Here is a 25286-nt window from a genome sequence, read left to right as displayed (position 1 = left end):
TCATGAGCTCCCGTTCATCCACCGATACCGGCCCCCGGGCGGCGCGCCCGCGGCAGATCCTGCTGCTGGGCGGCACCACCGAGGCCGCGGCGCTGGAGCCGCTGCTGGACGGGCACCCTCGGCTGTACGCCACCGTGTCGCTGGCCGGACGCACGCGCAGGCCCGCACCCTCGCGACTGCCGCGGCGCACGGGCGGGTTCGGCGGTGCCGAGGGCCTTGCCGCCTGGCTGCACGAACACGCGGTCGACGCCCTGGTGGACGCGACCCACCCGTTCGCGCGGCAGATCTCGGCCAATGCCGTCGCCGCCACGCGCCACGCCGGCGTACCCCTGGCCCGGCTGACCCGGCCGCCGTGGCAGGCCGGCCCCGGGGATCACTGGCTGCGCGTGCCCGACCTGGAGGCCGCCGCCTGCGCGCTCCCCGGCCTCGGCCGGCGCGTGCTCATCACTACCGGGCGCCAGCACCTGGAGGCCTTCGAGGCGGCGCCCGAGCTGGACTACGTCATCCGCACCATCGACCCGCCCGAACCGTTGCCGGCGCTGCCCCGGGTCACCTGGCTGCGGGCCCGCGGCCCATTCAGCCTGGCCGACGAGCACCGGCTGCTGGAGACCCACGCTATCGACGTGCTGGTCACCAAGGACAGCGGCGGCGAGGCCACCGCCCCCAAGCTGCAGGCGGCCCGCGAACGCGGCATCCCGGTGGTGATGGTGGACCGGCCGCCGGACGCCCCCGGGGTGCCCCGCTTCCACGCCCCGCAGGCGGCCCTGGAGTGGCTGGAAGGCCTCGCGCGCGTTCACCGCGACTCCGCCGACTCGACATAGCGCGGGGTGTACACGTGGCGCCGGCCGGAGGGGCGCTCCAGCACCCGGGTGGAGGCGGCGCCCACGATCACCAGCGTGCTCATGTTGGCCGCCGCCGGATCCACCTCGCCAAGGGTGGAGATCTGCACGTCTTCGCGTTCGCCGCGTCCCACCGCGGTGGCCAGCATGACCAGAGTGTCCGGACCCTGGGCCTCGCGCACGATGCCCAGGGCCTCCCCCAGCTGCCATGGTCGCGCGCGCGAGATCGGGTTATAGAACGCCATGGCGAAGTCGGCCTCGGCCGCCAGCCGCACCCGGCGCTGGATCAGCGACCACGGTTTGAGGTTGTCCGACAGCGAAATCACGCAGAAATCGTTGCCCAGCGGCGCACCCAGCCGCGCGGCGGCGGCCTGCATCGCCGAGACCCCGGGAGTCACGTCCACCTCGACTCCCGCCCAGCGTTGTGCCTGCGCCCCTTCCAGCGCCTCGAAGATCGCCGCCGCCATGGCGAATACACCCGGGTCGCCCCCCGAGACCACGACCACGTCCCGCCCCTCGGCGGCCATGTCCAGGGCGTGCATCGCACGCGCCAGTTCCTCGCGGTTATCCGAGGCGTGAACACGGTGATGAGGGCCCGCAATCCGTTCCAGGTACGGCCCGTACCCCACCAGATCGGTGGCCGCTTCGAGACGGGCAGCGACCTCCGGTGTGATCCATTCCGGCCCCGCCGGACCCACCCCGACCACACTCAACCGACCGACCACCGGACCGCCATCCCCGCTCATCGCCGAACCCCGCGCCCGGGGATCACGATCATCGAGAAATAGGGCACCCGTTCCGGGATCTCGGACAGCGGCAGGACCCGCTCCTCGGCGGTGCTCGCGCGTTCCACGTACCAGGCGCGCTCACTCAGCCCCAGCTCCTGCAGGACACCGACCACCGCATCGCGATGGGTCCCCACTTTCATGATGACCGCCGCATCGGTCCCCTGCAGGGCCTGGCGCAGATCGTCGATCGGCATCGTGCCCGGGATCACCGTCAGCAGGTCATCGCGCATGGTCAACGGAGTTGGCAGTTGGGCGGCAGAGGCCATCATCGAAGTCACTCCGGGCACAATACTCGTGCGAAAGCGCTCCTTGAGCCGCAGGTATACGTGCATGAAGGAGCCGTAGAAGAACGGGTCGCCCTCGTTCAGCACCACGACCGAGCGCCCGGCTTCCAGTTCGGCCGCCAGCTGCTCGGCACAGGCGTCGAAGAACTGTTCGATGCGGCGGCGGTATTCCTCGGAGCCGTGCGGAATCTCGTTGGTCACCGGGTACTCCAGCGGCATCTCGCACTGGCCGGTACCCAGGTGGGCGTCCACGATCGCACGGGCCTGACCGCGCCCGCCACGGCGGCAGAAATAGGCCACTACCGGACTCTGTGCGATCAGACGCGCGGCCTTCAACGTCAGCAGCTCGGGATCGCCAGGCCCGGTGCCGACTCCATACAGGCAGCCCGCCTCCGGGGATGCATTCACAGGGGAAGAAGTCGTCATATCCGGTCACTCGCAAAGGCATTGATGGCCGCCGCGGCCATGGCGCTGCCACCGCGGCGTCCGAAGATGGTCAGGTACTCGAGGTCCAGCGGGCTGGCGGCCAGCGCCTCCTTGCTCTCCACCGCACCGACAAAGCCCACCGGGATACCGAGTACCGCGGCCGGACGTGGCGCGCCCTGGTGCAGCATCTCCAGCAGGTGAAACAGGGCCGTGGGTGCATTCCCGATGGCCACGACCGCACCCTCCAGATGCGGTCGCCACCATTCCAGGGCGGCCGCCGATCGCGTGGTACCCAGGCGTTCGGCGGCCGCGGCCACACCCTCCTCCCGCAGGCTGCAGATCACCGGGTTGTCCGCCGGTAGCCGGGTCCGAGTGATCCCGTGCGCCACCATGTTGCTGTCGCACAGGATCGGCGCGCCGGCGGCCAGCGCATCAGTGGCCGCCCGGGCCACGCCGGCCGAAAACCCGACGTCCCGTGGCAGGTCGGTCATGCCGCAGGCGTGGATCATGCGCACCACCGCGGGCACCAGCTCCTGCGGAAAGCGGTCCAGTTCCGCCTCGGATCGGATAATCGCAAACGACTCCCGATAGATGGCCGCCCCGTCGCGGATATAGTCGGGTATGGCCCCGGCCGTATCGCTCTGCGTCATGCTGGATCTCCGTTGTTCATCATCGCGTTCATACGTCTCGTCAGCGCTGTTCCCTCCAACCGTTGCAGGGCCTCGAGCCCCGACTCATGCCCGCCACCCTCTTCGCGGGCGATGGCATCGAGGGCTGCCAGGGCCGGCTCGACCTGCCCCGGCGCCAGCCTCGTCAGCACGGTCTCCCATCGCGCGGGGGCGCGTTGCAGCGAGAGCTCATAGCGGCCTTCCCACGCCGTGAGCAGGACCTGCGCATTCGCGGGACGCCCACAGTGCTTGTCGCAGCCACTCACATGCACTTGCCCGTCCCCCGCAAGCAACCCGCAGGCAGCGCCCCCGGCCCTCTCGGCATCCGCCCGCGTGGCGGTACTGCCCGCGGAGCAACCCATCTGCCCGATACAGGCACTCACCGCCAGGCGCGGGTCGTCCGGATCGGTCACGCCACCCCACTCGGCGACACGGTCCGGCTCCACAGGAGGTACCCCGGTCAGAAGCAGGCTGCGCCACGGTGTCAGGCGCAGGCGTCCGTCGTGCGCCCGAATATGCTCGGCCAGCCCCTGCAGCGCCTCGGCGCGCAGGGCCCCGAACGGAAACGCGATCCCGAAGGCGCGCCCGTTCAGGCACGTCCCCATCCCGGCATCCGCGTATCCGGGGATCCGCGCCGCGACCCAGTCCCCGCCCGGGAGCACCCGCTCCAGCCCGGGCGGCGTCAACGCCTCCGGGCCCCATCGGGCTACGGCACCCGCGAGCCGTCCCGGCGGATCCACATCGCCCTCGCGCAACGCAACGAAGCGTTCGAACACCGCGAGGGCGACGTCCACCACATTCTCCGCGCGTGTCCAGCCCAGCACCGTGGCCGTGCGACTGGACGCCCCCAAGGCCACTCGGAACCACACCCCTCCCAGCGCCGTACAGGCCTCCAGTCGCAAATCCGCCGGCACCCCATCCAGCGGCAAACCGCCACCCGCCTCCACCACCACCCCCACCTTCGGGGGCAATGCCCTCAGGCGCGGGTGATCCCCCAGTGCTCGCACGAGATCCCGCGCGACCGGCTGCACATCCATGGCCGCCTCCGGGTCGATATCCGTCACCGGGGCCGCCAGGACATTGCGCACCGCTTCCGCCGCAGGGTCGCGATCTGCCAACCCCGCCCCCTCCAGCTCGGCGCGAGCCGGCTCCAGCCCCGCCGCGTCCAAACCACGCAGCTGCAGATTGCCGCGGCTGGTCAGCTCGAGGACACCGGACCCAAAACGCCGCGCCACCTCCGCAATGCTCTGCGCCTGCCCCGCATCCAGCCCCCCGATCGGGTGACGCACCCGCATCAACAGACCGTCCCCGGTGGCCATCGGCGCGGCCACCCCCGGACAGGCCCGGCGCACCCGCGAATGATCGGCACTCATCGCTGCACCCCGCCCCCACTCATGTCCGGATCCGCACGCCGCGGGCCACCAGGGCCCAGGCCAGCACGCCAACGACAAGGGTTGCCCCTGCGAGGACCCAGAAGGTCGCGGCCCAGGCAAAGGAGCCGGTCCCCAGCAGGCCGTAGCGAAAGCCCTCGATCATGTAATAAAGCGGGTTGAGTACGGCCAGGGACTGCCAGGGCTCGGGCATCCGTTCTACCGGGTAGAACAGGCCGCCCAGGTAGATCAGCGGGGTCAGCACGAACGTGGCCACCACGGAGGTATGGTCGAAGCTGCGCGCATACAGGCCGTTCAGGAGCCCGGCCAGGGCGAACAGCAAGGCGCTGATCAGCGCGATCCCCAGCGTGGCCGCCAGGTGGTGCAACTGGAGATTGGTAAACGGAATCGCGACCAGCGCGACCAGCGCCCCGGCCAGCAGGCCCCGGATGACACCACCGGTGGCGAAGCCGGCCACAATCAGCCAGGCGGGCAGCGGCGCGACCAGCAGCTCCTCGATATGTCGCTGCAGCCGCGCCCCGTAGAACGCCAGTGTCACATTGCTGTAGGCATTGGTGGCCACCGCCAGGATGATCAGGCCGGGCAGGATAAAATCAGCGTAATCGACCCCCCGCATGGTGCCGAGCTCGCGCCCGATCAGGTGACCGAAGATCACCAGGAACAGGACCGTCGTCACCACTGATGGCAGGAGGTTCTGCACCCAGGCGCGCAGGAAACGCCGCACCTGTTTGACCACCATCCCGCGATAGGCAAATCCGTACGCCGCGAGCCTCATGTCTCCCTCCCCGGCGGGGCGGCAGCGCGTTCCGCGATGCGCTGCAGGAACAGCGACTCGAGCCGGTTGCGCTTGTTGCGGACTCCCGCGACACGCACCCCGCTTGCGCCCAGGCGGTCGAACAGGTCATTCACCTCCATGCCCTGCGGCAGGTCGACCTCCAGGGTCCAGCGATCATTCAAACGAATCGCCAAACCGTCCAGCGCCGGGGCCGCGTCCAGCGGCATGCTCAGTTCCAGCACCAGGGTCTGCACGTTCAGCCCGTGCAGCAGTTCGCCCGTATCACCGCGCGCGACGATCTCGCCTTGATCGAGGATCGCCAGGGTGTCGCACAGGGTCTCTGCCTCCTCCAGGTAGTGGGTGGTCAGCAGGATCGTCACGCCGTCCGCGTTCAAGCCACGCAACAGCTCCCAGGTGGCATGGCGCCCCTCCAGGTCCACCCCCGCCGTCGGCTCGTCCAGGAGCAGGACGCGGGGGCGGTGCACCAGGGCCCTGGCAATCATCAGCCGCCGCTTCATGCCACCCGACAGGCCCCAGGCCGACTGTTCGCGCCGGTCCAGCAACCCCGCCTGTTCCAGCACCTCGCCGGTTCGCTCGCGCGCCCGCCTTGGGGACAGCCCGTAGTAAGCCGCCTGGGCCTCGACGATCTCGCCCACCGGTTCGAAGCTGTTGAAGTTGACCTCCTGCGGTACCACGCCCATGCACGCCTTCGCCGCAACCGCCTGCGTGGCCACGTCGTACCCGCAGACGCGGATCGAGCCCCGATCCGCCCGCACCAGCGTGGTCAACAACCCCACCAGAGTGGTCTTGCCAGCCCCGTTCGGCCCCAGCAGGCCGAAAAAGCTGCCCGCCGGCACCTCCAGATCCACGTTCGCCAGCCCAACCCGGCCACCGGCGTAGCGCTTGGCCACCGACTGCAGGGCAATCGCGGCGGCCGTCATGGCGCGAGCCCCCCGGCACCATCGGCAAACCCGACGATGCGTCCGGCCCGATCCACCGCGCAGATCTCCAGCGCCGTGGTCTCCGGCAGCATCCCGCGCGCCCGCTGCCAGGCGCGCGCACTGATACGGTCGGCCAGCGCCACACCCTGCTCCAGGCAATCCGCAAGCGCCTGGGCGCTGGTATTAGCCGCGCGGATGCGCGCGACCAGTGCCTGGCTGCCTCCCAGATCCGCCGCCTCCTCCGCCAGCGCGTCGAGATCGATGCGTGACTTGCGGCTGTGGGCATCCAGGTGCCCGGCCGCGAATTTGCTGAGCTTGCCGAACCCCGCGGCCAGCACCACCGCGGGCAGGGGGTGACGCCTCAGATACTTCAGTGCCGCCCCGAACAGATCCCCCATCTCGATCAGCGCCATGTCGTCCAGACCGTACTGTTCGCGCATCGCGGCCTCGCTGGTACCCCCGGTGCAGCAGGCCACGCGCGGGCAGCCGTTGGCGCGGGCCACATCTATGGCCTGATGGATAGATGCGATATAAGCGGCGCAGGAAAACGGCCGGACGATGCCGGTGGTGCCCAGAATCGAGAGCCCCCCGAGGATCCCCAGTCGAGCGTTCATGGTCCGCTCGGCAATCCGTTCGCCGCCGTCCACGCCAACCGTTACCCGAAAGCCCCCGCTGTATCCGCTCGCCTCGGCGAGCGCCTCCAGGTGGCCCTGCATCATGCGCCGCGGGACCGGGTTGATTGCCGGTTCGCCCGGCGCCAGCACCAGGCCCGGGCGCGTAACCGTCCCGACCCCGGCACCCGCGACGAACTCCACGCCGGGTTCGCCGCACAGGGTGACCTCGACCCAGACCCGCGCCCCGTGGGTCGCATCCGGATCGTCACCGGCATCCTTGATGACTCCGGCCACCGCACCCCCCGAGGTCGGTTCCAGATCGTTCAGTGCCAGGCTCACCACCTGCCCCTTCGGCAGGACGACCTCCACCGTCTCGAGCAGCCACCCCTCCAGCAGCCACCGTGCGCCGGCAACGGCGGCGGCGGTCGCACACACACCGGTGGTCAGCCCCGTGCGCAGACGCCCGCTGGTCTCGGGCGTCTCCGAGCGCATGGCGCCCGCCGAGCTGTTCTGCTCAGCCGGTTCCATGCGCTCCCGGGACGGACTCGGCACCCTGCATGGCGATCGTCTCGCGCAGACGCACGACCTCGCCCACGATCAGCAGCGCCGGCGACTGGATAGCCAGATCCGCCACCCGCGCGGGGAGATCGGCCAGAACGCCTTCGATGACACGCTGGCCCGGTCGCGTCCCCTGTTCAACCAGCGCGGCCGGCATCGCGCCATCCGCACCCGCCGCCATCATCTCGCCGCAGACCTCGGCCAGGGTATGCAGCCCCATGTAGACAACCAGGGTCTGCTGCGGATGGACCAGCGAGGCCCAGTCCAGATCGGTCTCGCCGGCACGCCGGTGGGCGGTAACAAACTGGCAGCGATAGGCATGATCGCGATGGGTCAGCGGGATTCCTGCATAGGCCGCACAACCACCCGCCGCGGTAATCCCCGGCACGATGCGCACGGGCACCCCGGCAGCGGCAATCGCGGCAGCCTCCTCGCCACCCCGCCCGTAGACAAACGGGTCGCCGCCCTTCAGGCGCACCACGTAGTGCCCCTCCCGGGCCAGTGCAACCATGCGATCGTTCAGATCCCCCTGATCGCAGCTGTGCCGTGAGCGGGCCTTGCCCACATACAGGCGTTGCGCCTCCGGGTTGGCCAGATCGAGGATCGCCTCCGGGATCAGGCGGTCGTGCAGCAGGACATCGGCGTGCTGCATCGCTGCGGCGGCGTCCAGTGTCAGCAAGCCCGGATCGCCCGGCCCTGCCCCGACCAGATCCACGCAACCGGGCTTTCGCTCGCCGCACAACGGGAGGCGGGCCCCGGCGCGCGCCCCGGGCTCGATCCGCGTCACATTGTCCCGCGGTCGATCACTCATGCTCGAAACAGCTGGGCCGTGGCCTCCGGGTTGGAGGGGAACCAGGCATGCAGATAGGTCGCGGTCAGGCGGCCGTCGCGATAGATCGCCTCGCCCTGCGACCCCGTCCCGCGCGCGCGCCAGCAATGGCCATAGGGCTCGAGCCCGACCTCGGAGTGGGTGTGATGGAAGGTGTGCCCGCGCAGCTCGCCCTCCGGCAGCGGGGCCGCCTGAAGACCCAGACCCTGCAGGCGGTCCGCCAGTTGGGCCTTGCCCGGCACCAGCCCAGCCATAGCCGCGGCATGGCCCTCGCGGTCGGCCAGTTCGTCCAGCAGGTAGAGAAAGCCCCCGCACTCCGCCAGGATGGGGCGGCCCGCCGCATGATGGGCCTCCAGGTCCGACTTCAGGGCAGCATTGGCGGACAGCTGATCCAGATACAACTCGGGGTAGCCACCCGGCAGCCAGACGGCATCGGCCTCTGGCAACCCGTCCCCCGCAAGCGGGGAAAAGAACCGCAGTTCGGCGCCCATCTTCTCCAGCAGGCGCAGGTTGGCCGGATACATGAAAGCAAAAGCCGCATCCCGCGCGATCGCAATGCGCACGCCGGATAGCGCCGCCTCGATCGGCGCAATTGTTTCCGGATGAAAGGTCACCGGCTCCGGGAGCCCGGTCACCCCAGCCTCTTCAATCGCGGCCGCTGCCGCCTCCAGCCGCGCATCCAGATCGGCGATCTCGCCTGCCTGCACCAGACCCAGGTGACGATCCGGGACACTTAGCGTCTCGTTACGCTGCACAGCACCAAAGAAGTGGATCGCCTCCGGGGTGCAATCCTCCAGCATCCGCGCATGGCCGGGACTGCCCACCCGGTTGGCAATCACGCCGGCAAACGACAGGCCCGGACGGTAGGTCGACAAGCCATGCACCAGCGCCCCGAAGGTCTGGCCCATGCCGCTGGCATCCACCATGGCCAGGATCGGCAAGCCGAAGGCCTGGGCCAGATCCGCACCGGACGGATCCCCGTCAAACAGCCCCATCGAGCCTTCCACTAGGATCAGATCGGACTCCTGGGCCGCCTCGTACAGCATCGCTCGACAGGCTTCTTCCCCGACCATCCACAGATGCAAGGCGTCGACCGGATGCCCGGAGGCCTGTTCCAGGATCATCGGGTCGAGGAAGTCGGGGCCGGTCTTGAACACGCGCACTCGCAAACCCTGGTTGCGGTGGTAACGGGCGATGGCGGCGGTGATGGTGGTCTTGCCCTGGCCCGAGGCCGGGGCCGCCACGAACGCGGCGGGGCAGCTCACACTCACAGCTCGATCCCCTTCTGCGCCTTGATGCCGGCCTGGAAGGCGTGCTTGACCACACCGATCTCGCTCACGGTGTCGGCCGCCTCGATCAGGCCCTTGGGCGCGGCGCGACCGGTGGTGATCACGTGCTGCATCGGCGGGCGATTGGCGAGATCTTCCAGCACCTCGTCCACATCCAGGTACTGATATTTCAGCGCGATGTGCAACTCGTCGAGCAGCACCAGGTCGACGTTCGGGTCGCGCAGCATGTCGCGGGCATGCGCCCAGGCCTCGCGGGCCGCCGCCACGTCCTTCTCGCGGTCCTGGGTCTCCCAGGTGTAGCCCTCGCCCATCACGTGGTACTGCACGTTGTCCTGCCCCCGGAAAAAGGCTTCCTCGCCGGTGGCGAACTGACCCTTGATGAACTGCACGATGCCGACCTGCATGCCGTGCCCCAGGGCGCGCGCGACCATGCCGAAGCCGGAGGAGCTCTTGCCCTTGCCGTTTCCGGTCAGGATCAGGAACACGCCCTTTTCTTCCTGGGCCTCGGCAATCTTGCGATCCACGATCTCCTTCTTGCGGGCCATGCGCTGGGCGTGGCGTTCGGCGCGTGCCGCTTCGGTGTCGTCGGTCATGTTGATGTACTCCTTGAGTTCATTGCTTGTTCGGGGTGCGCAGGGGGCGGGCCTACTCGCCGATCAGGATCATTCGTCCGGTCTCCGGGTCACGGTAGACTTGGCCCATCGACTCGAAGCCGGAGCCGGCCTCGCCGGCACCCTCGGGCGGGTCCGGGATCTCGCGCCCTGGTTCGATCTCGGCGCCGCCGCTGGCCGGTTCCAGGCCACTCCCCGAGGCGGCCATCACCACCATCAGGCCGACGGCGAACACCAGCATGATGTCGGCCAGGTTGGCCAATGGCCCCATTGGTTCCTCGTCAGGGGCATCGAAGCGGCTGGCGCGGTAGTGCGGGACCCTCATGCCGCCGCCTCCAGGCGCTCCATCGCGGCGTCATACCAGCGCCGCCGGAGGCGTCCGAGCAGGAAACCGAGGATGCCAACCAGCAGCCCCAGCACCGTGGTGTTGAACGCCACCGTAACGGCCTGAGCGAGGATTTCCAGTTCGCCCCGGCCCATCGCGGCCAGCCCTGGACCCAGCGGGATCAGCGTCCCCATCAGCCCGAGCATCGGGCCGATGCGTGCCAGCAGATCCGCGCGGTCAATGCGGCGCCGTGCGCGGTAGGCCAGGCGCTCGGCATCGCCGGTGGCCTCCAGCCGGCGCACCCCGCCGGAGCGTTCGCCCAGTGCGAGCCCAAGCTCCCAGACGGCGACCGCCACCAGCACCAGCAGGCCGACAATCACCGGCTCCAGCAGCCAGCGCACTACGGTATCCATCAGTTCCATCGTGATCGAGAACGGCATTCGCGTTTACCTCACTAACCTTTGTTCAGCGCTTCTCACCTTCCTGTGTAGGAGGCCAGCCCTCTGGCCGATGGGGTATATCCGGCGGCCCATCGGCCAGGGGGCTGGCCTCCTACAGGAGATGCCCAAGCGGCGGTTATCGGCGGCGGCCTGCGGCGATACCGCCGATCAGCAGCAGGAACAGCGCGGCGGCGACTAGCCAGGGAAGCCAGGGCATGCCGGCTGCCTCGTCGCCGGTCTCCTGGCCACTCTCGGCCTCGGCCGCTTCCGGCATCTCCTGCATCTCCCGGGCGTCCGGGTCCTCCAGCGGCTGGATCTCGGTGACACGACTGGGGTCGGCCTCCGCCTGTGCACGATCGATCTGCGCGGACGCGCGCACGGCCTCGAAGGCCTCGCGCAGTTCGGGGTCCTCCAGGCGCTCGGCCACCTCGTCCAGCATCGGGTGGTCGGGGCGCGTGTGCCCGCTGCCCGGCAGGCCGTGTTCCGCAACCAATTCGGCGAAGCGTTCGGACAGGGCGTCCAGTACCTCCGGCTCGGCCTCCCAGAACCCGCGACTGGCTGCCACCAGATGCACGGCCTGCAGGTGGGTCTTCACATGCACGTTGTGGCCGTCGGCGAGAAATTCGTCCACGCTCAGTCCGTGCCGGTCCTGCAGGTAGATGTCGTGCACCTCGTCCCAGACCCAGGAGCGCACGATCTCGGGGTTGGTGGCCTGCCAGCCCCAAAGGTTGTCGACGAAGTCGCGGGCCATGGTGCGGGCCCCGGCATAACCGTGATCCATCAGCGGCTCGATCCACTGCGGGTTCAGGTTCTGCCCCTGCAGCTCGCGCATCAGCGCGCGCCCCAGCGTCTCCACCTGCGGGTTGTCCGGGTCGGCATGCTGCAGCACGCGGTTGTCCGGCACCTCGCCGCGCAGGCTTTCCACGGCAGTGGACAGCCCACCCTGGAAATCGAAGCCGTCGTCGTTGTCCAGCAGCCCGTACAGGTGCGAGGCACGGCCCAGATAGGTGCGCCCGACCCCGGCCACGCGCGACTCGAACGCCTCGTGTGCCGCATCGCCGGATGCCGTTGTGCCGTAGGCATGCCCCATGCGGCGCAGGTAGGCCGCGCCCAGTTCGGCGCGATCCTCCCAGGCGCCGGAACGGTCCGCCAGGCGGTTGACCCCGGCGCCGTACGCCCCCGGTGCGGTGCCGAACACGCGCCACGCGGCCTGCTCCCCGGCGGCGGCACCGTCCAGTCCGGCCGCGCGCAAGGCCTCGGTGTCCTCCACCCACTGCGCGGCGACATCATTACGCGCCAACGACTCGCCGCCGGGATCGCGCAGATCCTCCGCCAGCGGAGCCAGGGCTGCTTCCAGTGCCTCTTCCAGTTCCGGGTGCTCCTCGAGGATGGTCTCCGAGGCGCCATCCAGCGCCAGCCGTGCGGCCCGGTCCAGCCACACGAGCTGGTCCTCGTAGAGATCGCGGAACAGCCCGGAGGTGGTGAACAGGGCATCCCGGCGACGGTCGCGCCCGGCCTCGTCGAGATCCATGCGCTCCAGGCCCTCGACGATCCCGCGACTGTTCCAGGCGGGCCGGATTCCAAGCATGTCCATGCCGAAGGCGATCATCACCCCCTCGTCACGTACGGTGTCGGAGGCCCAGAGGATGATGGCCTCGCTGCCATCCGCTTCCGGATCACCGTGCTCGCGGGCATCCGCGGCGAGTTCCTGACCGATGCCCCAGGCGATTCGTGTTGGCACCAGGTCCGCCGACAGGGCATGGAAGTTTGTCCCGGTGGGCAGTACATCCGGCGTGCGGATCGGATCGTTGCCCTGACCCGGTGGCACGAACCGACCCTCCAGGGCGGCCAGCAGATGGGCGCGTTCACTGGCGGGCGAACCCCGCAGCCTGGCGTCCCAGTCGTCACCGGCCTCACCATCCCCGGCCATCGACTCGAGCATCGTGTCCACGGCTTCGTCCGACCAGTCGCGACCGAACACATGCAGACCCAGCGGCATCTGGTCCTCCTGCATGTCGGTCAGGTAGTGGCCGATCTCGTGCACCAGCAGCTCTTCATCCATCTCCGCGAGCGGAGTGTCACCGTGCCCGTGGTCGTGCCCGTGGTCATCCCCATGATCATCGTCCCTGCCATGGTCGTCATGTCCATGGCCACCGTCCTGCTCATGCCCGTCGGAGTGGTCATCGTGGTGCCCATCTCCGTCGTCGTGGCCGTGATGGTGATGGCCGCGCGCCAGTTCGCGTTCGATGGTCTCGGTCAGGCCCAGCTCGTCGATACGCTCGCGCAGCGTCTGGGCGGCGCGCGAGCGGGTGGCCGCATCGGGCTGGGCCGCGGCCTCGTAGGTCTCCACCAGCTGGCGCAGTTCCAGCAGGCTGTCGTAGAGCTCGGTGGCCGCCAGCGGCGGCGTCAGGTGGCTGATCATCACGCCCATCGCCCGCCGCTTGGCCTGGATGCCCTCGCCGACACCATCGACGATGTAGGGATAGATGATCGGCAGGTCACCGCCGAGGATCTCGGGGTAGTCGTCCGGGGCGAGACCCGCGCGGCGGCGCGGGAGGAACTCGCGAGTGGAATGACGCCCGACGTAGACCAGCGCATCCGCCTCGAAGTGCTCGCGAATCCAGTGATAGAAACCGGCGTACTGGTGAGTCGGCGGGAAGGTCGTGTTCGCATGCAGCAAGCGCTCGCTGACCTCCCACCCGCGCGGCGGCTGCGGGCCGATGAACACGTTGCCGAACTCGATGCCGGGGAAGAGCATCTCGCCGTCGCGCGTCATGGCCTCGCCCGGCGGCTCGCCCCATCCGGTCAGACCCGGGATGCCTGTACGCACCAGGGCCTTGCGCAGCTGTTCGGTGGTTTCGTGTTCGTCTTCACCGGCCAGCGTGGCCTCCCAGGCGGCCTCGTATTGGGCGAGCAGGTCCAGCGCCCGTTCCTGGGCGTCGTGCGGGTAGCTCTCGAGCATATGCCGTAGATCGCCGACACCGCTGTCCAGCGCGGCCTCCGCCAGTTCGTGCTTGTCCGCGTCCCTGGCCGCCTCCAGACGCGCCTGCAGGTAGCCGATCGGTCCGTCGACCAGCTCCGCCTGCACCGCGGCAGGCAAGCCGTCGAAATACGCCTGGTACTGATCTCGATCCAGCGAGGCGACCCGGCCGGCGATCGCGTCCAGCGCGTCCGCCTGTTCCGGCAGATTCACCGCCCGGTCCTGGATCATGTCCAGCAGGGCCTCAGCATCCTCCGGCACCTCGTCCCCGAGGTCATACCCGGCGGCCTCCAGCCGTTGCAAGATCTCCAGCAGTGATTCCGGGACATCCAGCTTGTCGGCGCCAATGTTCTGGCGACCGGGCGGATGGTTGTAGTACACGACCGCGACCCGCTTGTCTGTGTTGTCCAGCTGGCGCAGCCGGTTCCAGCGCTGCATCCGGTCGGCCAGGGCCTCCACCCGCTCGCCCACCGGTTCGGGCAGCGCCAATCGCACGCCAGTGCGTTCGTCCTGCGTGGGCTCGCCCGCGGTCGCCAGCACCATCGGCTGACTGGCGCCCTGCAATTCCGGCATGGCCACGTGATAGTGGACCTTGTCCCAGGGGATGCCCTCGTGCGAGAGCCGCCACTCGGTCTCGCTCACGTCCGCCAGACGAATCCCCTTGACCACAGGGACATCCAGCTCGGCGAAGGCCTCGGCCACCGCCTCGCGGTTGCCACCGCCGCCCACTACGAAGTCCTGCAGGCTGACGATCCCGCTCAGCTCGGCGGGTGCCGCCGATGCGGCGAGGTTCTCGACTGCCTCGCGGCTGGCCCCACCCCAGCGCGCGAGGACCGCGAAGCACTGGGTATCCCGGGCCTCCAGCGCCTCGCAGGTCGCATCCAGAAGCTCGCGGTCACCGGGACGGTCACCGGTATCCAGGTCCAGCACGGCCACGGCCGGCCTGGCATCCAGGCCAAGATCCCCCGGGTCGGCCACCGACTGGCCATCCCGGTAATAGCGGATGGTCTCGCGCGGATCCGGTTCCGGCACGTCAATCGAGTGCCCGCCCCGAGCGGCCAGCCAGCGCATCAGACCCTCCATGTTCTCCGGTGTGCGGCCCTGATAGAACGCACGTCCGGTTAGCCAGTCGGCCTGGTTTGAGAAGCGCTCCTGCTGCCGAGCCAGGTGCTCGCGCGGATCCTCGCCCGCTTCAGGGTTCTCGGTCAGTTCGGTCCGGGCCTCCTCGTCCAGCTCCTCCAGAACCGCCTGGCCGTCGATGCGGGACAGCGCGGTCAGGCGCCGTTCGCTGTTGATTGCAAGGATCGGCGCTGACTCGGCCGGTGCCTCTTCGCGCAGCAGACGTTCGAGACGACCGGCCTGGTCCCCGAACACCGCTGCCACGAGCACCGCGTCGGCATCGCGCCACAACGCCCGGATTGACGAGTCCGACTTGTCCGCCAGCTGCTCAGGCGTGCGCAGCACCACCTCGGCATCCGGCACGGCCTCCAGGAATCGATGCGCACCGGCGGCCACCTCGGGGGCCGAGCGCTCGGAGACGATGCCGACGATCTGGGGCCCTGCCCATACGGGCGTGCTCCACAGGCCGACGATCAGCAGGACCAGGCTGCGTTTCCAGAAGGACATGCGACAAACCCCGAAGAAAATTCGATGGGGCGACGCCACCGGTGCAATGGTGGCGTCGCCAATCCGTTATACGCAGGAAGGTGCCGTGGAAACGGCACCCGAAAACCGGCAACGGCAGATGCAATCAGCCGCGTTTGTTGGCCGGCTGCCAGAGGACTTCCGCGCCGTTCTCGTGACGTGCAAGCACACGGCAGAGCACGAACAGAAGATCCGACAGGCGGTTGATGTAGGCCAGTGAACTCGGCCGCAGCGCCTCATGGTGATTCACCGCCACCAGACGACGTTCCGCACGGCGGCATACCGTACGGGCGATATGGCAGTCGGCCGTGGCCGGGCCACCGCCCGGCAGGATGAACTCCTCGAGCGGCGGCAGATCGGCGTTGAAGCTTTCCAGCTCGACATCGAGCCGCTCGACAGAGGCATCCGGTAGCGCCTGATGCCCCGGCACCGCCAGCTCCGCCCCCAGGTCGAACAGCTCGTGCTGAACCAGGGCCAGCACGCGCCGAACCTCTTCCGGGAGATCGTGGACCAGGACCCGGCCCACGACACTGTTCAGCTCGTCCACGTCACCAAACGCCTCGACGCGGTGGCTGTCCTTATCCACCCGCGAGCCATCCCCCAGGCCAGTCCGGCCTTCGTCACCCGTGCGGGTCGCAATCTTTGACAGTCGATTACCCATGCATCACCTCTGCTGGTAGCGCAGCTTGACGAAAGCGGCCCGACCCGGCTGGTTGTACCCTCCGGCGGTCTCGTAGTCCTTGTCGAACACGTTATTGACCGTCGCCTGAATCTGCCATTCCGGCGCAATCTGATAGCTCGCACGCAGATTGAGCAGGCCGTAGCCGGCAAGTCGCTCCTGATTGTCGCGATCGTCATAGGCGCGACTCTTGGCGATAGCCGATCCCCCTACGGAGAAACGCTGGAACTGGCGATCGAGATCCACCCGCGCTGTCACGGGCGAGCGGCGGCGCAATTCGTTTCCGGTCTCCCGGTCTTCGGCGTCCAGGAAGGTCAGGGAGGCGCGAGAGACCCATTGGGCTCCCTCGTAACCGCCTTCCAGTTCGATGCCGCGAATCCGGGCTTCGTCCACGTTTTCTGCCCGAAATGCGACGGGATCGAAGGTGATCATCTGGTCGAGATCAGTCCGGAAGACGGCGGCATCGGCATAGTACGGACCACTGGAATAGCGCGCGCCGAGTTCAAACGTGCGGGAAGTCTCCGGATCAAGATCGGAGTTCCCGAAGCCCGGGAAGTAGAGATCATTGAACGTCGGTGCCTTGAATGCCGTTCCGTAGGAAGCTCGCAACCGAACCGTTTCCGAAGCCTGCAAACCCCATGCGACCTGGCCGGTCGTCTTGTCTCCGAACTGCTCGTTGTCGTCGTAGCGCAGGCTGCCTTCGAGATCGTGGCGCCCAAGATCCACCTGCACCACGGAGTAAGCTCCAACGTTGTAACGCGACCCTTCATCGTAATCGGTGTCGCTCTCGACGCGGTCCTCGTGCGCATCAATGCCAGTCACGAGGTACACGCGATCCCCTATATCGATATCATTGCGCCAGTCGATCGTGTCGCGACGGGTATCGAACTGGGAGAAAAATTCACCGTCGAGAAAATTCTCCGACTCGTCCCGGCTGTGGCCGACCGACAGTTCAGTCTCCCACTGCCGTGTAACCGGAATACGGAAGCCAGCCCGCAAAGCCGCGTGCACAAAGTCCGAGGAGTCCGGCGAGAACTGGGAATCAGTGTCAAATTCGGTTGAGCCTTCCGAATACAAGACATTCCCAAAGACCTCCGCACCGTTATCAAGACGATGGGTCACCTTGGTCGCAAGCGAGGTGTTGTCGTAGCCGTCACGGTCATCGTCTCCAACGTCATCCTGCACATTGATGCCGTCGGTCTCGAAATGGCTGAGCGAGAAGCTGTAGTTCGTGTTCTCGGTTCCGCCGGCGACGCCCACACCCGTTTCCCAGGTGTTGAAGCTGCCGCCCCCGACAAACGCGTTGACCCTGGGCGGCCCCTTCTGGCCCTCGCGGGTAAAGACCTGCACCACGCCGCCAATGGCGTCGGAGCCGTAGATGCTGGTACGCGGTCCGCGCACCACTTCGACGCGCTCGATCTCCTCCGGTGGCAGGAACTGCCAGCTTGCCCCGCCACTGGTGGCCGACCCCATGCGCACGCCGTCGATCAGGAGCAGGGTGTGGTCGGAACTCGTGCCACGCGTATAGACCGAAGTAGTCTTGCCAAACGCACTGTTCTGGGAGGTCTCGATCCCGGCGCGGCCCTCCAGCAGGTCGGTGAACTGCTGCGGCTGCAGGCGCTCGATCTCTTCGCGGTCGATGACGGTGACCGAGGACAGGGTCTCGTCGACCGTCTGCGCGACGCGCGCGGCCGTGACCTGGACCACGTCGAGGGTGTGCGCTTCGGAATCGGCGTCCGGCGTCTCGGCGAGGACCGGGGTGGTGGCCAGCAGGATGGCCGTGGAAAGTGCTGTGCGTTTCATGTCGTCCGTGTCTCCCGGCGAGCCGCCCGCACGCCGTAAATTCGTCGGGACCACGCAGGCAGGGGGGAGAGAGACACGAGGGGGACCGGGCACAGCCGCTATGCGACCAGGCCCGATCATCCGCCTCGCATGCCCGCCGCATGCCGCGCGATCATTCCCTGGCCGGTCTCCGGGCTGACGAGCGTTCCGGTGCGGCGCCTTCCCGAACGATTCCGTTCAGTGGCGTGTGCCGCGACCATCAGAGGCCGTCATGGCCTCTCGCTCGATTACCGTTGCGGGGGCAGCGTCGGATTCGTCCGCAGGCATCCAGATACCTGTAGCGGGCTCACCGAACTTCCCGTTTAACCCCTCGGCGAGACACGCCGAGGGGCACCAGAAAACGCACGAAAGCCTACACAGTTGGTCAAGAAATTACCAGACCCGGGAAATGCGCGGCGTCAGGATCGCTGGGCCTCGGCCTGCACATAACGTGCGCCGCTCTTGAGCAACCGCCCCCAGGACTTGTCCTGCAGCATGGCGTCAAATTCCGGCGACCGTTCGGCACGCAAAGCCACCGGCGCCGCCTGCGCGCCCTCCTCCACCGGATGGGCGGCCAGCATCTCCAGGCGGTCGGGATTGGCGCCATATTGCCGTACCAGGAAATCACGCATGGAGTCGGACAGCGGCAGATGGTAGATGCGCGTCAGACGCAGGGCCAGCCATTCCGCCATACGGCTGAGATCCTGACGCACCATACGCACCATCGCCGAACCCAACCCCGCCTTGGCATCCGCACTCATGCCGACGTACAGGCCTCCGAGATAGGCGGCGGGATTCGCATAGATCGCGCGCTGGATACTCGGGTTGGTCAGGTCGACCAGAGGCTCCAGAATCAGTGCGAGCTGGATGCCGATGCGCTTGGCGGTGTCCGCATCCAGTGGGTGCCCACCAAAGTAGAACAGGTCGCCCTCGCGCCGGATGCCGAGCTCGGACAGGTACTCACAGAACCGGTCGGCCAGGCGCAGCTTCTGGTCGTCCGCCAGCTCGATCACCTCCTCGCTCACGCGGATACCGCGCGCACTGCGCTTGAACCAGCTCTGCTGCCCCTTTCTCTCGACCTGCTGTCGTCGCAGCGCCTCCCAGCGCTCGACCGCGGCGGTATAGCGACTCTGCGCCTGCATGAGCTGGTCCCGCGCCGCGCGCAGGTCTTCGACATGACGCAGCGCCCGCCCCAGCAGGCGGCCTTCCGGCGAATTCACAGCGGGGCGGGACTGTTCCAGTTGCGAAAGTGCATCCAGCACCTCGCGCCCGATACCCAGAGTCGGCGAACGCAGGACCTGCGGATCCAGGCCACTGGCCGGGCTTTGCGCCAGCAACATCGCGAGCGAGCGCAGGCGACTGATCACACCCGCCTGAGCGACGCGGAAACGGTTGCCCTGATACTCCAGCCGATCCAGCGCATGCCCCAACCGCCAACCACCCGACCATTCGAAACTCAGCCGCCGGATCTGCCGCCCGTTGACCATCTCGAAGGCCAGTACAAACATGGCCTGCGTATCATCCAGTGTGCAGCGCGACAGGTCATCCGAGTCCGCCGCTGAAAACAGGCGGTCCAGAAATTGATCGATCCGCCGGACGCCATCCTCACGGGTTGGCGCGACGCCCTGAAGCCGGTCGCGCAGCGGATCCGCCAGTTCGGAGGCATCGTGGTGCAGTTTTTCCAGCGCGGCCAGACGAGCATCCGCAGTGGCATCCACCAGATCCGCGACGCGCGAGCGCAGCCCCAGCCGACGGTAGATCTCGATCTGCTCGGCCGCTGCTGCGAGGCTGGTATCGCCGGTCATCTCGCGCACCGCGACCGCGACGCCTTCCGGCGAGATATCCACCTCATGAAGCAGAACCTCGGCGGCCTTGCGTCGCCGCATGTCCGGCGCCATCTCGGCCATCGCCAGGTCGCGGGTCACGAACAGCAGGTCCGGCAAAAAGTCGATCGTATTGCGCAGCTGATCGCGTGAGCGCTCCTGCCGCTTGCCCCGCGTGGCATCGGCAATAAACCGCGCCAGCAGGCCAATCACCCCGAACAGCAGCGTGTAGACGGCAAAAAAGATGAAATTCTGGGCCGGGGCGGCGTGGCCAAAGCCCAGGAAATAGCCCCCCTGCATCGCGAGGAAGGTCACCGGGCCGGCCGCCCACAGCAGCTGCAGCATGTTGAGCGACCAGGGCACCTTGCGCGCGGTCGCCGCGACCTCGGTGATCCGGCTGCGTCCGGCCGCCTCGATCAGCACATGGTCCTGGCTCGGACTGGCGGCCTGGGGGGCCTCCTGCCGCTGTTGCCGCTTGCGAAACCTGCCAAACACGCGTCGTCCCTGCCCCCTCAGCGTTTCCGTGAAGTGTAGGGAAAACAGACCGGTTGCGGGTGCCCGGTCAGGAAAAAATGTTCAGGGAGCCAGGAAGTAGTCCGCAATCCCTACGCAGCACTGCGACCCCGGACTGCCGCCTCCCCCGGCGGCGTCGAAACCACCTTGGGCGCCTCGTCGGCATACAGATAGTCGCGGGTGAGCGGCACGGCATCCTGCTGTTTGGCCACCTGGATGTGGAACACCACCTGGCGCCACCAGCGGAAGGTCGCCTCGCAACTGGCCAGATAGAACTCCCACATGCGGCAGAAGCGCTCGTCGAAGTGGCCCACTGCCTCGGCACGGATGTTCTGGAACCGCCGATACCACTCGGCGAGCGTCTCCGCATAGTGCAGCCGCCAGAACTCGATATCGGTGGTATGCAGCGGGGTCGGCTCCAACGCCTCCATCACCTCGGACAGTGCCGGGGTATAACCGCCAGGGAAGATGTACTTGCTCAGCCAGGGGTTGGTGGTCCCCGGAGGCCCCTGGCGGCCAATCGTGTGCAGGACGGCCACGCCATCGTCCTTGAGCAGGTCGTTCACCCGCTGGAAGAACGTGCCGTAATTGGGCACGCCGACATGCTCAAACATGCCGACACTGACGATCCGGTCGTACTGGTCGTCGTGTTCGCGGTAGTCCTGATAGAAAAAGCGCACGCGATCGTCCAGCCCGCGGCGCTTCGCCTCGGCCTGGGCCACTCGCAGCTGCTCCCGGGACAGGGTGATTCCGTCCACCTGGACATCGGCGTTCTCGGCCAGGTGAAAGGCCAGCCCACCCCAGCCGCAGCCGATATCCAGCACCCGCTGACCGGGCTCCAGCACCAGCTTCTTGCGCAGCATCGCGCACTTGGCCTGCTGGGCCTCCTCCAGGGTCATGTCCGGGCGCTCGAAATAGGCACAGCTGTAGAACATGCCTTCGTCGAGAAAACGGCGGAACAGCCACTCGTCCACGTCGTAATGATGGGAGATGTTCTGGTAGCTGCGCGCGATACGGTTGCCCTGCTCGAGGACCGCGCGAAACATGCACACCAGCGGGTGCACACGACGCTGGAATCTGGGCGCGAAGTTGCGCATGGCCACATCCAGAAACACCCGGATGCCCTCGGGACCCGGCGACCAGAGCCCGTCCATATAGGTTTCGCCCAGCTGAAACCCGGGATCTCGCGCGATGCGCTTGAGGGCCGCCCGATCATGGACCTGCAGCGTGATCTCGGGTGCCCCCTGCCCGAAACGGCGCTCGCTCCCGTCCGGCTCGCGCAGGATCAGCGTGCCGTGGTGCATGTATTCGTTCAGCATCCGTTCGATCATTGCGTCCCTTCCCATGCGAATCGCCTGCTATATTAAACAGAGTCTAGATATCGCACTCGCTCCGCCGCAAGCCTCTGAATTGGCTGATCCCTGCCACTCCAAAAGGTTCCACACTCACAATACCGGAATTCCTCATACGGGCAACCTCTATACGGGGGCCTCACACACCTTCCCTCACGGGGGCCTCACACACCTTCCCTCACCGATGGCAAAACCGCTAACCTGAGCACATGACACTGCGCCCGACCCAAGCCTGCGAACACTGCACCCTGCGCCAGCTCTGTCTGCCGATGGGGCTGCCACAAAACGAACTCTGGCAACTCGACGAGATCGTGCAGCAACGCCGTCCGATCGAAAAGGGGGCCTTGCTGTTCGGCATGGGCGAGCGCTTCGACACCCTGTTTGCCGTACGCACCGGGGCGTTGAAGACCGTTCTGATCGGCGACGACGGTACCGAGCAAATCACCGGCTTCGCCCTCGCAGGCGATCTGCTGGGGCTGGATGCGATCCACTCCAGAAAACATCCGGTCAGCGCGGTCGCCCTCGAATCCACCAGTGTCTGCGCAGTCCCGTACACCCATGTGGACGACCTCGCCGGCAGGCTTCCGACATTCCGCCAGCACATGATGAACGTGATGAGCCAGGGGCTGGCTCAGGACGAAAGCCTGCATGCCCTGCTCGGGCAGCGCACGGCGGAGCAGCGCCTGGCCACATTCCTCGTCACCCTGTCGGAGCGGCATCGTGCACGGGGCCTGTCCACCGAGCGCTTCTACCTCCCGATGTCGCGCGCCGACATCGCGAACCACCTGGGGCTGACCCAGGAGACCATCAGCCGCCTGTTCACACAGCTGCGCAACCAGGGGGTAATCAACCTGCACACCCGGGATCTCGAGATCCTCGAGCCGACGACCCTGCGCAGCACCGCCGGCGTGACCTTTACGCCCGCCGCCAGTAGTGCCTGAGGCCGCCCGGCCACACGACTTCGACTGCTTCTGGGATTTCGCCCTGCGGATATGGGCCTGCGCCCCCGCACGGAAACGCCTGCTGAACTGGCAGGACGCCCATGAGGTCGATGCCATCCTCGCCCTGTTCGCCCTGTGGTACCCACGGCGAGTACACACACACGACTGGCAGGCGCTGATGCAGGCCGCCGCGCGCTGGCGGGAGCAAACCACCTCGCGCGTGCGCGCCCTGCGCCGCCGTCTCAAGCCCAACAGCCCCGATGAGCGACAACGCCAAGCCCTGTACGACGCCGTGAAAGGGCTGGAGCTGGCTTGCGAGCGCACGGCTGCGATGCGACTGTGTCAGCGCACGCAGGCGCTGGGCAATCCCGCTGCGACTCCCGATCTTGCGCGGCGTTTACACCTGCTGTTTCCCACCCTTCCCATGACCGAGATCCTGGACGGATTACCCGAACTTACACACGTCGGCTGCACATAGCAGAGGTTCGGGCTATCCTCCCGACACATTTTCTACAGGCAAGCGGCATGTCGGACGATCTGCGCAATCAGCTCCTGAAGGCCGGGCTGGTGGACGAAAAACAGGTGCGCAAGGCCAAGAGCCAGAAGCACAAGGCCCAGAAGACACAACCGAAAAAGAAAAAGGGCAAGCCCGCCGACGCCGAGGCTAGCGCCGCTGCGGCTCGTCAGGCCGAGCAGGCCCAACGCTCGCGGGAGAAGAACCAGGAACGGCAGGAAAAGGCCGAACGCCGCGCGCGCCGGGCGCAGATTCGCGAGCTGGTGAACCAGCACCTGGCCCCGATCCCCACTGGCGACGCCGCGATCGACTATCACTTCCAGTTCGACGGGCAGGTCCGCCACCTGCCGGTGACCGAGGACACCCGCAAGCGCCTGGTCGACGGCCGCGCGGCGCTGGCCGGCCTGGAGCTGCACCCGAGCAAGGGGTTCCGCGTAATCCCGCGCGATATAGCGGACAAGATCCGCGAGCGGGATGCCGAATGGCCGCTGGTTATCCCGGCCGAGGAAAGCGGCGGTTCCGAGCCCGATCCCGACGACCCGTACAAGGACTACGTCGTCCCCGACGACCTCATGTGGTAACGCCTCGCTCGGGGCTCACGCCTTGCCGGTATCGCCCCCGGCCTGGGCGGTGGGGAGTTCGGCGAAATGCTCGCGCGCACGGGCAACCAGCTGGGCCGGCAGCCCGTTCTTCTCGGCAATCGTAAGACCAAAGGACACACCCGGCTCGCCAATCAGCAGCCGGTAGGTCGGGGACAGCGTCTCGGCATCGAACTGCATCGAGGCGTTCACGATGCCCGCATGCTGGGCGGCATAGTCCTTCAGGGGCGCCAGGTGGGTATTCACAATCCCGCGCGTGCCACGCGCACGCAACTCGTCCAGCATCGCCATCGCCAGTGCCGCGCCCTCGTCGGGGTCGGTGCCCGTACCCAGCTCGTCCAGCAGGATCAGGGTCTCTGACCCCGCGTGATCAAGAATCCGCTTCAGAACCTCCACATGGCCGGCAAACGTGGACAGGTGGTGGAACAGGCTTTGATGGTCGCCGACATCGACCATCACCTGATCGAAGCGCCCGATGCGGCAGTCCTGCTCGGCCGGGATATGCAGCCCGCACCAGGCCATGGTGACCAGCAGCCCGAGCGTCTTCAGCGCGACCGTCTTGCCGCCGGTATTCGGCCCGGTGATCAGCAACAGGGGCTGCTCGCCATCCAGCCGGATCGACAGAGGCACCGGCTGCGGCCCGTTGCCCTCGGCGAACTGCAACAGCAGCAGCGGGTGGTAGGCCTCGATCAGCTCCACCCCGGCCTCCGCCTCCAACCGCGGGGCATGGGCATTCATCTGTGCGGATAGCTGCGCGGCGGCGGATGCCAGGTCGATCCAGGTCAGTGCGGTCAGCATCAGTTCCAGCGGCTCGCCATACTGGCGCACCACGTCGGTCAGCTCGCGCAGCAGGCGCTGCTGCTCGGTATTGATCTGGCTGTTGACCGTATCCAACTGGTTGTTCAGCGGCACCGCCTCGATCGGCTCGACGATCTGGTCGCGCCCGCCCATCGCGGTGCCGCGACGCACACCCTTGACCGCATTGGCCGCCTCGCCACGCAGCACCATCACCGCGCGTTCCTGGTGCCACTGCACCTTCAGCGCGTCCTCGCCCTTTTGCGCGACATCGGAGGCCGCCAGGCGCTTTTTCACCACCGCCTCGACCTCGTAGCGCAGGCGCCCACGCTGCTCGAAGGCCTCGATCAACGCGGGGCTCGCGTCCTCGCGCAGCGACCCGCCGGGGTTCAGGCACGCCGACAGGCGCTCTTCCAGCCCCTCGGGCGGATACAGCTTGTTCAGGTCCGCCGGATAGATCTCGGGGGTGTCCGCCAGTTGATCCGCCAGCTCGCGGGCCTGACGCATGATTGTCTGGAGGTTGTGCAGGGCCTGCACCGGCAGCGCAGCCCCGGGGTTGGACGCCTGGCGCAGCGCCGCGCGCACGTCCGGCAGTTGCCCCAGACGCGGCAGGGTCCCGGCATCCAGACGCTGGCGCGCAACGGTCACCGCGGTCTGCAGTGCGCGCGCCGCATCCAGATTCGGTGCCGGCTCCAGCCCGCGCGCGGCATCCGCGCCGTAGGGCGTCGCGGTCAGGCGCTCCAGCAGACGCTGGATCGCGGGGAATTCGAGGGCCTTCAGATCAACCTGCATGACATACCCTTGTGCATGAATTCTCTACCATGGCCGGAGCTCGGGACCCTGTGGG

22 protein-coding genes and 1 riboswitch are annotated in these 25286 nt (G+C 67.6%); of the genes, 4 read left to right on the top strand and 18 right to left on the bottom strand.

Annotated features, from left to right (window positions below):
- The first annotated feature begins 2 nt into the window (after positions 1-2).
- Positions 3-821 (top strand): cobalt-precorrin-6A reductase, encoded by an 819-nt coding sequence (locus C936_RS0108610; RefSeq protein ID WP_018648982.1) that lies wholly within the window; start codon positions 3-5, stop codon positions 819-821.
- On the opposite strand, the gene cobJ is transcribed toward C936_RS0108610, so the two are convergent.
- The 17 genes from cobJ to C936_RS0108525 form a co-directional block, all read right to left on the bottom strand.
- Positions 794-1585: a precorrin-3B C(17)-methyltransferase gene (gene cobJ, locus C936_RS0108605; RefSeq protein WP_018648983.1), complete on the bottom strand. Its 792-nt coding sequence runs from the start codon at positions 1583-1585 to the stop codon at positions 794-796. The genes C936_RS0108610 and cobJ overlap by 28 nt on opposite strands.
- Positions 1582-2337 (bottom strand): precorrin-2 C(20)-methyltransferase, encoded by a 756-nt coding sequence (locus C936_RS0108600; protein ID WP_038038619.1) that lies wholly within the window; start codon positions 2335-2337, stop codon positions 1582-1584. Before C936_RS0108600 ends, cobJ begins: the two co-directional genes overlap by 4 nt.
- Positions 2334-2987 carry a precorrin-8X methylmutase gene (locus C936_RS0108595; RefSeq protein ID WP_018648985.1) on the bottom strand — a complete coding sequence of 218 codons (654 nt, stop codon included), beginning with the start codon at positions 2985-2987 and terminating at the stop codon, positions 2334-2336. Before C936_RS0108595 ends, C936_RS0108600 begins: the two co-directional genes overlap by 4 nt.
- A complete protein-coding gene (gene cobG / locus C936_RS0108590; protein ID WP_018648986.1) occupies positions 2984-4378 on the bottom strand; it encodes a precorrin-3B synthase in 1395 nt (464 codons plus the stop codon). The genes C936_RS0108595 and cobG overlap by 4 nt, the downstream gene beginning before the upstream one ends.
- A 19-nt stretch (positions 4379-4397) precedes the next feature.
- Positions 4398-5171, bottom strand: a complete 774-nt coding sequence (locus C936_RS0108585; protein ID WP_018993136.1) for an ABC transporter permease — start codon at positions 5169-5171, stop codon at positions 4398-4400.
- Positions 5168-6112 carry an ABC transporter ATP-binding protein gene (locus tag C936_RS0108580; RefSeq protein ID WP_018138720.1) on the bottom strand — a complete coding sequence of 315 codons (945 nt, stop codon included), beginning with the start codon at positions 6110-6112 and terminating at the stop codon, positions 5168-5170. Before C936_RS0108580 ends, C936_RS0108585 begins: the two co-directional genes overlap by 4 nt.
- Positions 6109-7218, bottom strand: coding sequence for a cobalt-precorrin-5B (C(1))-methyltransferase (locus C936_RS0108575; protein ID WP_026278826.1), 1110 nt, complete (start codon positions 7216-7218; stop codon positions 6109-6111). The genes C936_RS0108580 and C936_RS0108575 overlap by 4 nt, the downstream gene beginning before the upstream one ends.
- A gap of 22 nt (positions 7219-7240) precedes the next feature.
- Positions 7241-8095, bottom strand: a complete 855-nt coding sequence (cobA, locus tag C936_RS0108570; RefSeq protein ID WP_018648988.1) for a uroporphyrinogen-III C-methyltransferase — start codon at positions 8093-8095, stop codon at positions 7241-7243.
- Complete coding sequence (locus C936_RS0108565) at positions 8092-9384, bottom strand: cobyrinate a,c-diamide synthase (protein ID WP_018174777.1); 1293 nt, start codon at positions 9382-9384, stop codon at positions 8092-8094. The genes cobA and C936_RS0108565 overlap by 4 nt, the downstream gene beginning before the upstream one ends.
- Positions 9381-9995: a cob(I)yrinic acid a,c-diamide adenosyltransferase gene (gene cobO, locus C936_RS0108560; protein ID WP_018648990.1), complete on the bottom strand. Its 615-nt coding sequence runs from the start codon at positions 9993-9995 to the stop codon at positions 9381-9383. The genes C936_RS0108565 and cobO overlap by 4 nt, the downstream gene beginning before the upstream one ends.
- Positions 9996-10047: 52 nt before the next feature.
- The gene (locus C936_RS0108555) at positions 10048-10338 is read right to left on the bottom strand and encodes a DUF2149 domain-containing protein (protein WP_018138715.1); all 291 of its coding nucleotides are present in this window, start codon (positions 10336-10338) and stop codon (positions 10048-10050) included.
- Positions 10335-10778, bottom strand: a complete 444-nt coding sequence (locus C936_RS0108550; RefSeq protein WP_018174775.1) for a MotA/TolQ/ExbB proton channel family protein — start codon at positions 10776-10778, stop codon at positions 10335-10337. The genes C936_RS0108555 and C936_RS0108550 overlap by 4 nt, the downstream gene beginning before the upstream one ends.
- A gap of 136 nt (positions 10779-10914) precedes the next feature.
- Positions 10915-15384, bottom strand: a complete 4470-nt coding sequence (locus tag C936_RS0108545) for a cobaltochelatase subunit CobN (protein ID WP_018174774.1) — start codon at positions 15382-15384, stop codon at positions 10915-10917.
- 124 nt (positions 15385-15508) lie between these two features.
- On the bottom strand, positions 15509-16063 hold the full coding sequence (locus tag C936_RS0108540; RefSeq protein ID WP_018174773.1) for a cob(I)yrinic acid a,c-diamide adenosyltransferase: 555 nt from the start codon (positions 16061-16063) through the stop codon (positions 15509-15511).
- 3 nt (positions 16064-16066) lie between these two features.
- A complete protein-coding gene (locus C936_RS0108535; protein WP_018174772.1) occupies positions 16067-17884 on the bottom strand; it encodes a TonB-dependent receptor domain-containing protein in 1818 nt (605 codons plus the stop codon).
- A 142-nt stretch (positions 17885-18026) separates the two neighbouring features.
- A riboswitch (cobalamin riboswitch) is annotated at positions 18027-18276 on the bottom strand.
- A gap of 45 nt (positions 18277-18321) precedes the next feature.
- Positions 18322-20220, bottom strand: coding sequence for a hypothetical protein (locus C936_RS0108530; RefSeq protein WP_018648992.1), 1899 nt, complete (start codon positions 20218-20220; stop codon positions 18322-18324).
- 110 nt (positions 20221-20330) lie between these two features.
- Positions 20331-21569, bottom strand: a complete 1239-nt coding sequence (locus tag C936_RS0108525) for a cyclopropane-fatty-acyl-phospholipid synthase family protein (RefSeq protein ID WP_018138709.1) — start codon at positions 21567-21569, stop codon at positions 20331-20333.
- Between the two features lie 230 nt (positions 21570-21799).
- On the opposite strand from C936_RS0108525, the gene fnr reads away from it, so the two are divergent.
- The 3 genes from fnr to C936_RS0108510 are packed head-to-tail and all read left to right on the top strand — an operon-like array spanning position 21800 to position 23626.
- Positions 21800-22531 carry a fumarate/nitrate reduction transcriptional regulator Fnr gene (gene fnr / locus C936_RS0108520; protein ID WP_018138708.1) on the top strand — a complete coding sequence of 244 codons (732 nt, stop codon included), beginning with the start codon at positions 21800-21802 and terminating at the stop codon, positions 22529-22531.
- Complete coding sequence (locus C936_RS0108515; protein ID WP_018648993.1) at positions 22524-23009, top strand: TIGR02444 family protein; 486 nt, start codon at positions 22524-22526, stop codon at positions 23007-23009. The genes fnr and C936_RS0108515 overlap by 8 nt, the downstream gene beginning before the upstream one ends.
- 47 nt (positions 23010-23056) lie before the next feature.
- Entirely contained in the window at positions 23057-23626 is a 570-nt protein-coding gene (locus C936_RS0108510; protein ID WP_018138706.1) for a DUF2058 domain-containing protein, read from the top strand.
- Positions 23627-23641: 15 nt separating this feature from the next.
- Here C936_RS0108510 and C936_RS0108505 read toward each other — a convergent pair whose 3' ends face one another.
- Positions 23642-25231, bottom strand: a complete 1590-nt coding sequence (locus tag C936_RS0108505) for a DNA mismatch repair protein MutS (protein ID WP_018648994.1) — start codon at positions 25229-25231, stop codon at positions 23642-23644.
- Positions 25232-25286: the final 55 nt, after the last annotated feature.

Source organism: Thioalkalivibrio sp. ALJ4, assembly GCF_000377225.1.
Lineage (GTDB): Bacteria > Pseudomonadota > Gammaproteobacteria > Ectothiorhodospirales > Ectothiorhodospiraceae > Thioalkalivibrio.
This window is presented reverse-complemented; position numbering and strand designations above follow the sequence as displayed.

What these genes read in the sequence shown, in the direction of transcription:
- C936_RS0108610 (WP_018648982.1), top strand. Translation starts at nt 3, where the DNA reads ATGAGCTCCCGTTCATCCACCGATACCGGCCCCCGGGCGGCGCGCCCG.
- cobJ (WP_018648983.1), bottom strand. Translation starts at nt 1,585, where the DNA reads ATGAGCGGGGATGGCGGTCCGGTGGTCGGTCGGTTGAGTGTGGTCGGG.
- C936_RS0108600 (WP_038038619.1), bottom strand. Translation starts at nt 2,337, where the DNA reads ATGACGACTTCTTCCCCTGTGAATGCATCCCCGGAGGCGGGCTGCCTG.
- C936_RS0108595 (WP_018648985.1), bottom strand. Translation starts at nt 2,987, where the DNA reads ATGACGCAGAGCGATACGGCCGGGGCCATACCCGACTATATCCGCGAC.
- cobG (WP_018648986.1), bottom strand. Translation starts at nt 4,378, where the DNA reads ATGAGTGCCGATCATTCGCGGGTGCGCCGGGCCTGTCCGGGGGTGGCC.
- C936_RS0108585 (WP_018993136.1), bottom strand. Translation starts at nt 5,171, where the DNA reads ATGAGGCTCGCGGCGTACGGATTTGCCTATCGCGGGATGGTGGTCAAA.
- C936_RS0108580 (WP_018138720.1), bottom strand. Translation starts at nt 6,112, where the DNA reads ATGACGGCCGCCGCGATTGCCCTGCAGTCGGTGGCCAAGCGCTACGCC.
- C936_RS0108575 (WP_026278826.1), bottom strand. Translation starts at nt 7,218, where the DNA reads ATGCGCTCGGAGACGCCCGAGACCAGCGGGCGTCTGCGCACGGGGCTG.
- cobA (WP_018648988.1), bottom strand. Translation starts at nt 8,095, where the DNA reads ATGAGTGATCGACCGCGGGACAATGTGACGCGGATCGAGCCCGGGGCG.
- cobO (WP_018648990.1), bottom strand. Translation starts at nt 9,995, where the DNA reads ATGACCGACGACACCGAAGCGGCACGCGCCGAACGCCACGCCCAGCGC.
- C936_RS0108555 (WP_018138715.1), bottom strand. Translation starts at nt 10,338, where the DNA reads ATGAGGGTCCCGCACTACCGCGCCAGCCGCTTCGATGCCCCTGACGAG.
- C936_RS0108550 (WP_018174775.1), bottom strand. Translation starts at nt 10,778, where the DNA reads ATGCCGTTCTCGATCACGATGGAACTGATGGATACCGTAGTGCGCTGG.
- C936_RS0108545 (WP_018174774.1), bottom strand. Translation starts at nt 15,384, where the DNA reads ATGTCCTTCTGGAAACGCAGCCTGGTCCTGCTGATCGTCGGCCTGTGG.
- C936_RS0108540 (WP_018174773.1), bottom strand. Translation starts at nt 16,063, where the DNA reads ATGGGTAATCGACTGTCAAAGATTGCGACCCGCACGGGTGACGAAGGC.
- C936_RS0108535 (WP_018174772.1), bottom strand. Translation starts at nt 17,884, where the DNA reads ATGAAACGCACAGCACTTTCCACGGCCATCCTGCTGGCCACCACCCCG.
- C936_RS0108525 (WP_018138709.1), bottom strand. Translation starts at nt 21,569, where the DNA reads ATGATCGAACGGATGCTGAACGAATACATGCACCACGGCACGCTGATC.
- fnr (WP_018138708.1), top strand. Translation starts at nt 21,800, where the DNA reads ATGACACTGCGCCCGACCCAAGCCTGCGAACACTGCACCCTGCGCCAG.
- C936_RS0108510 (WP_018138706.1), top strand. Translation starts at nt 23,057, where the DNA reads ATGTCGGACGATCTGCGCAATCAGCTCCTGAAGGCCGGGCTGGTGGAC.
- C936_RS0108505 (WP_018648994.1), bottom strand. Translation starts at nt 25,231, where the DNA reads ATGCAGGTTGATCTGAAGGCCCTCGAATTCCCCGCGATCCAGCGTCTG.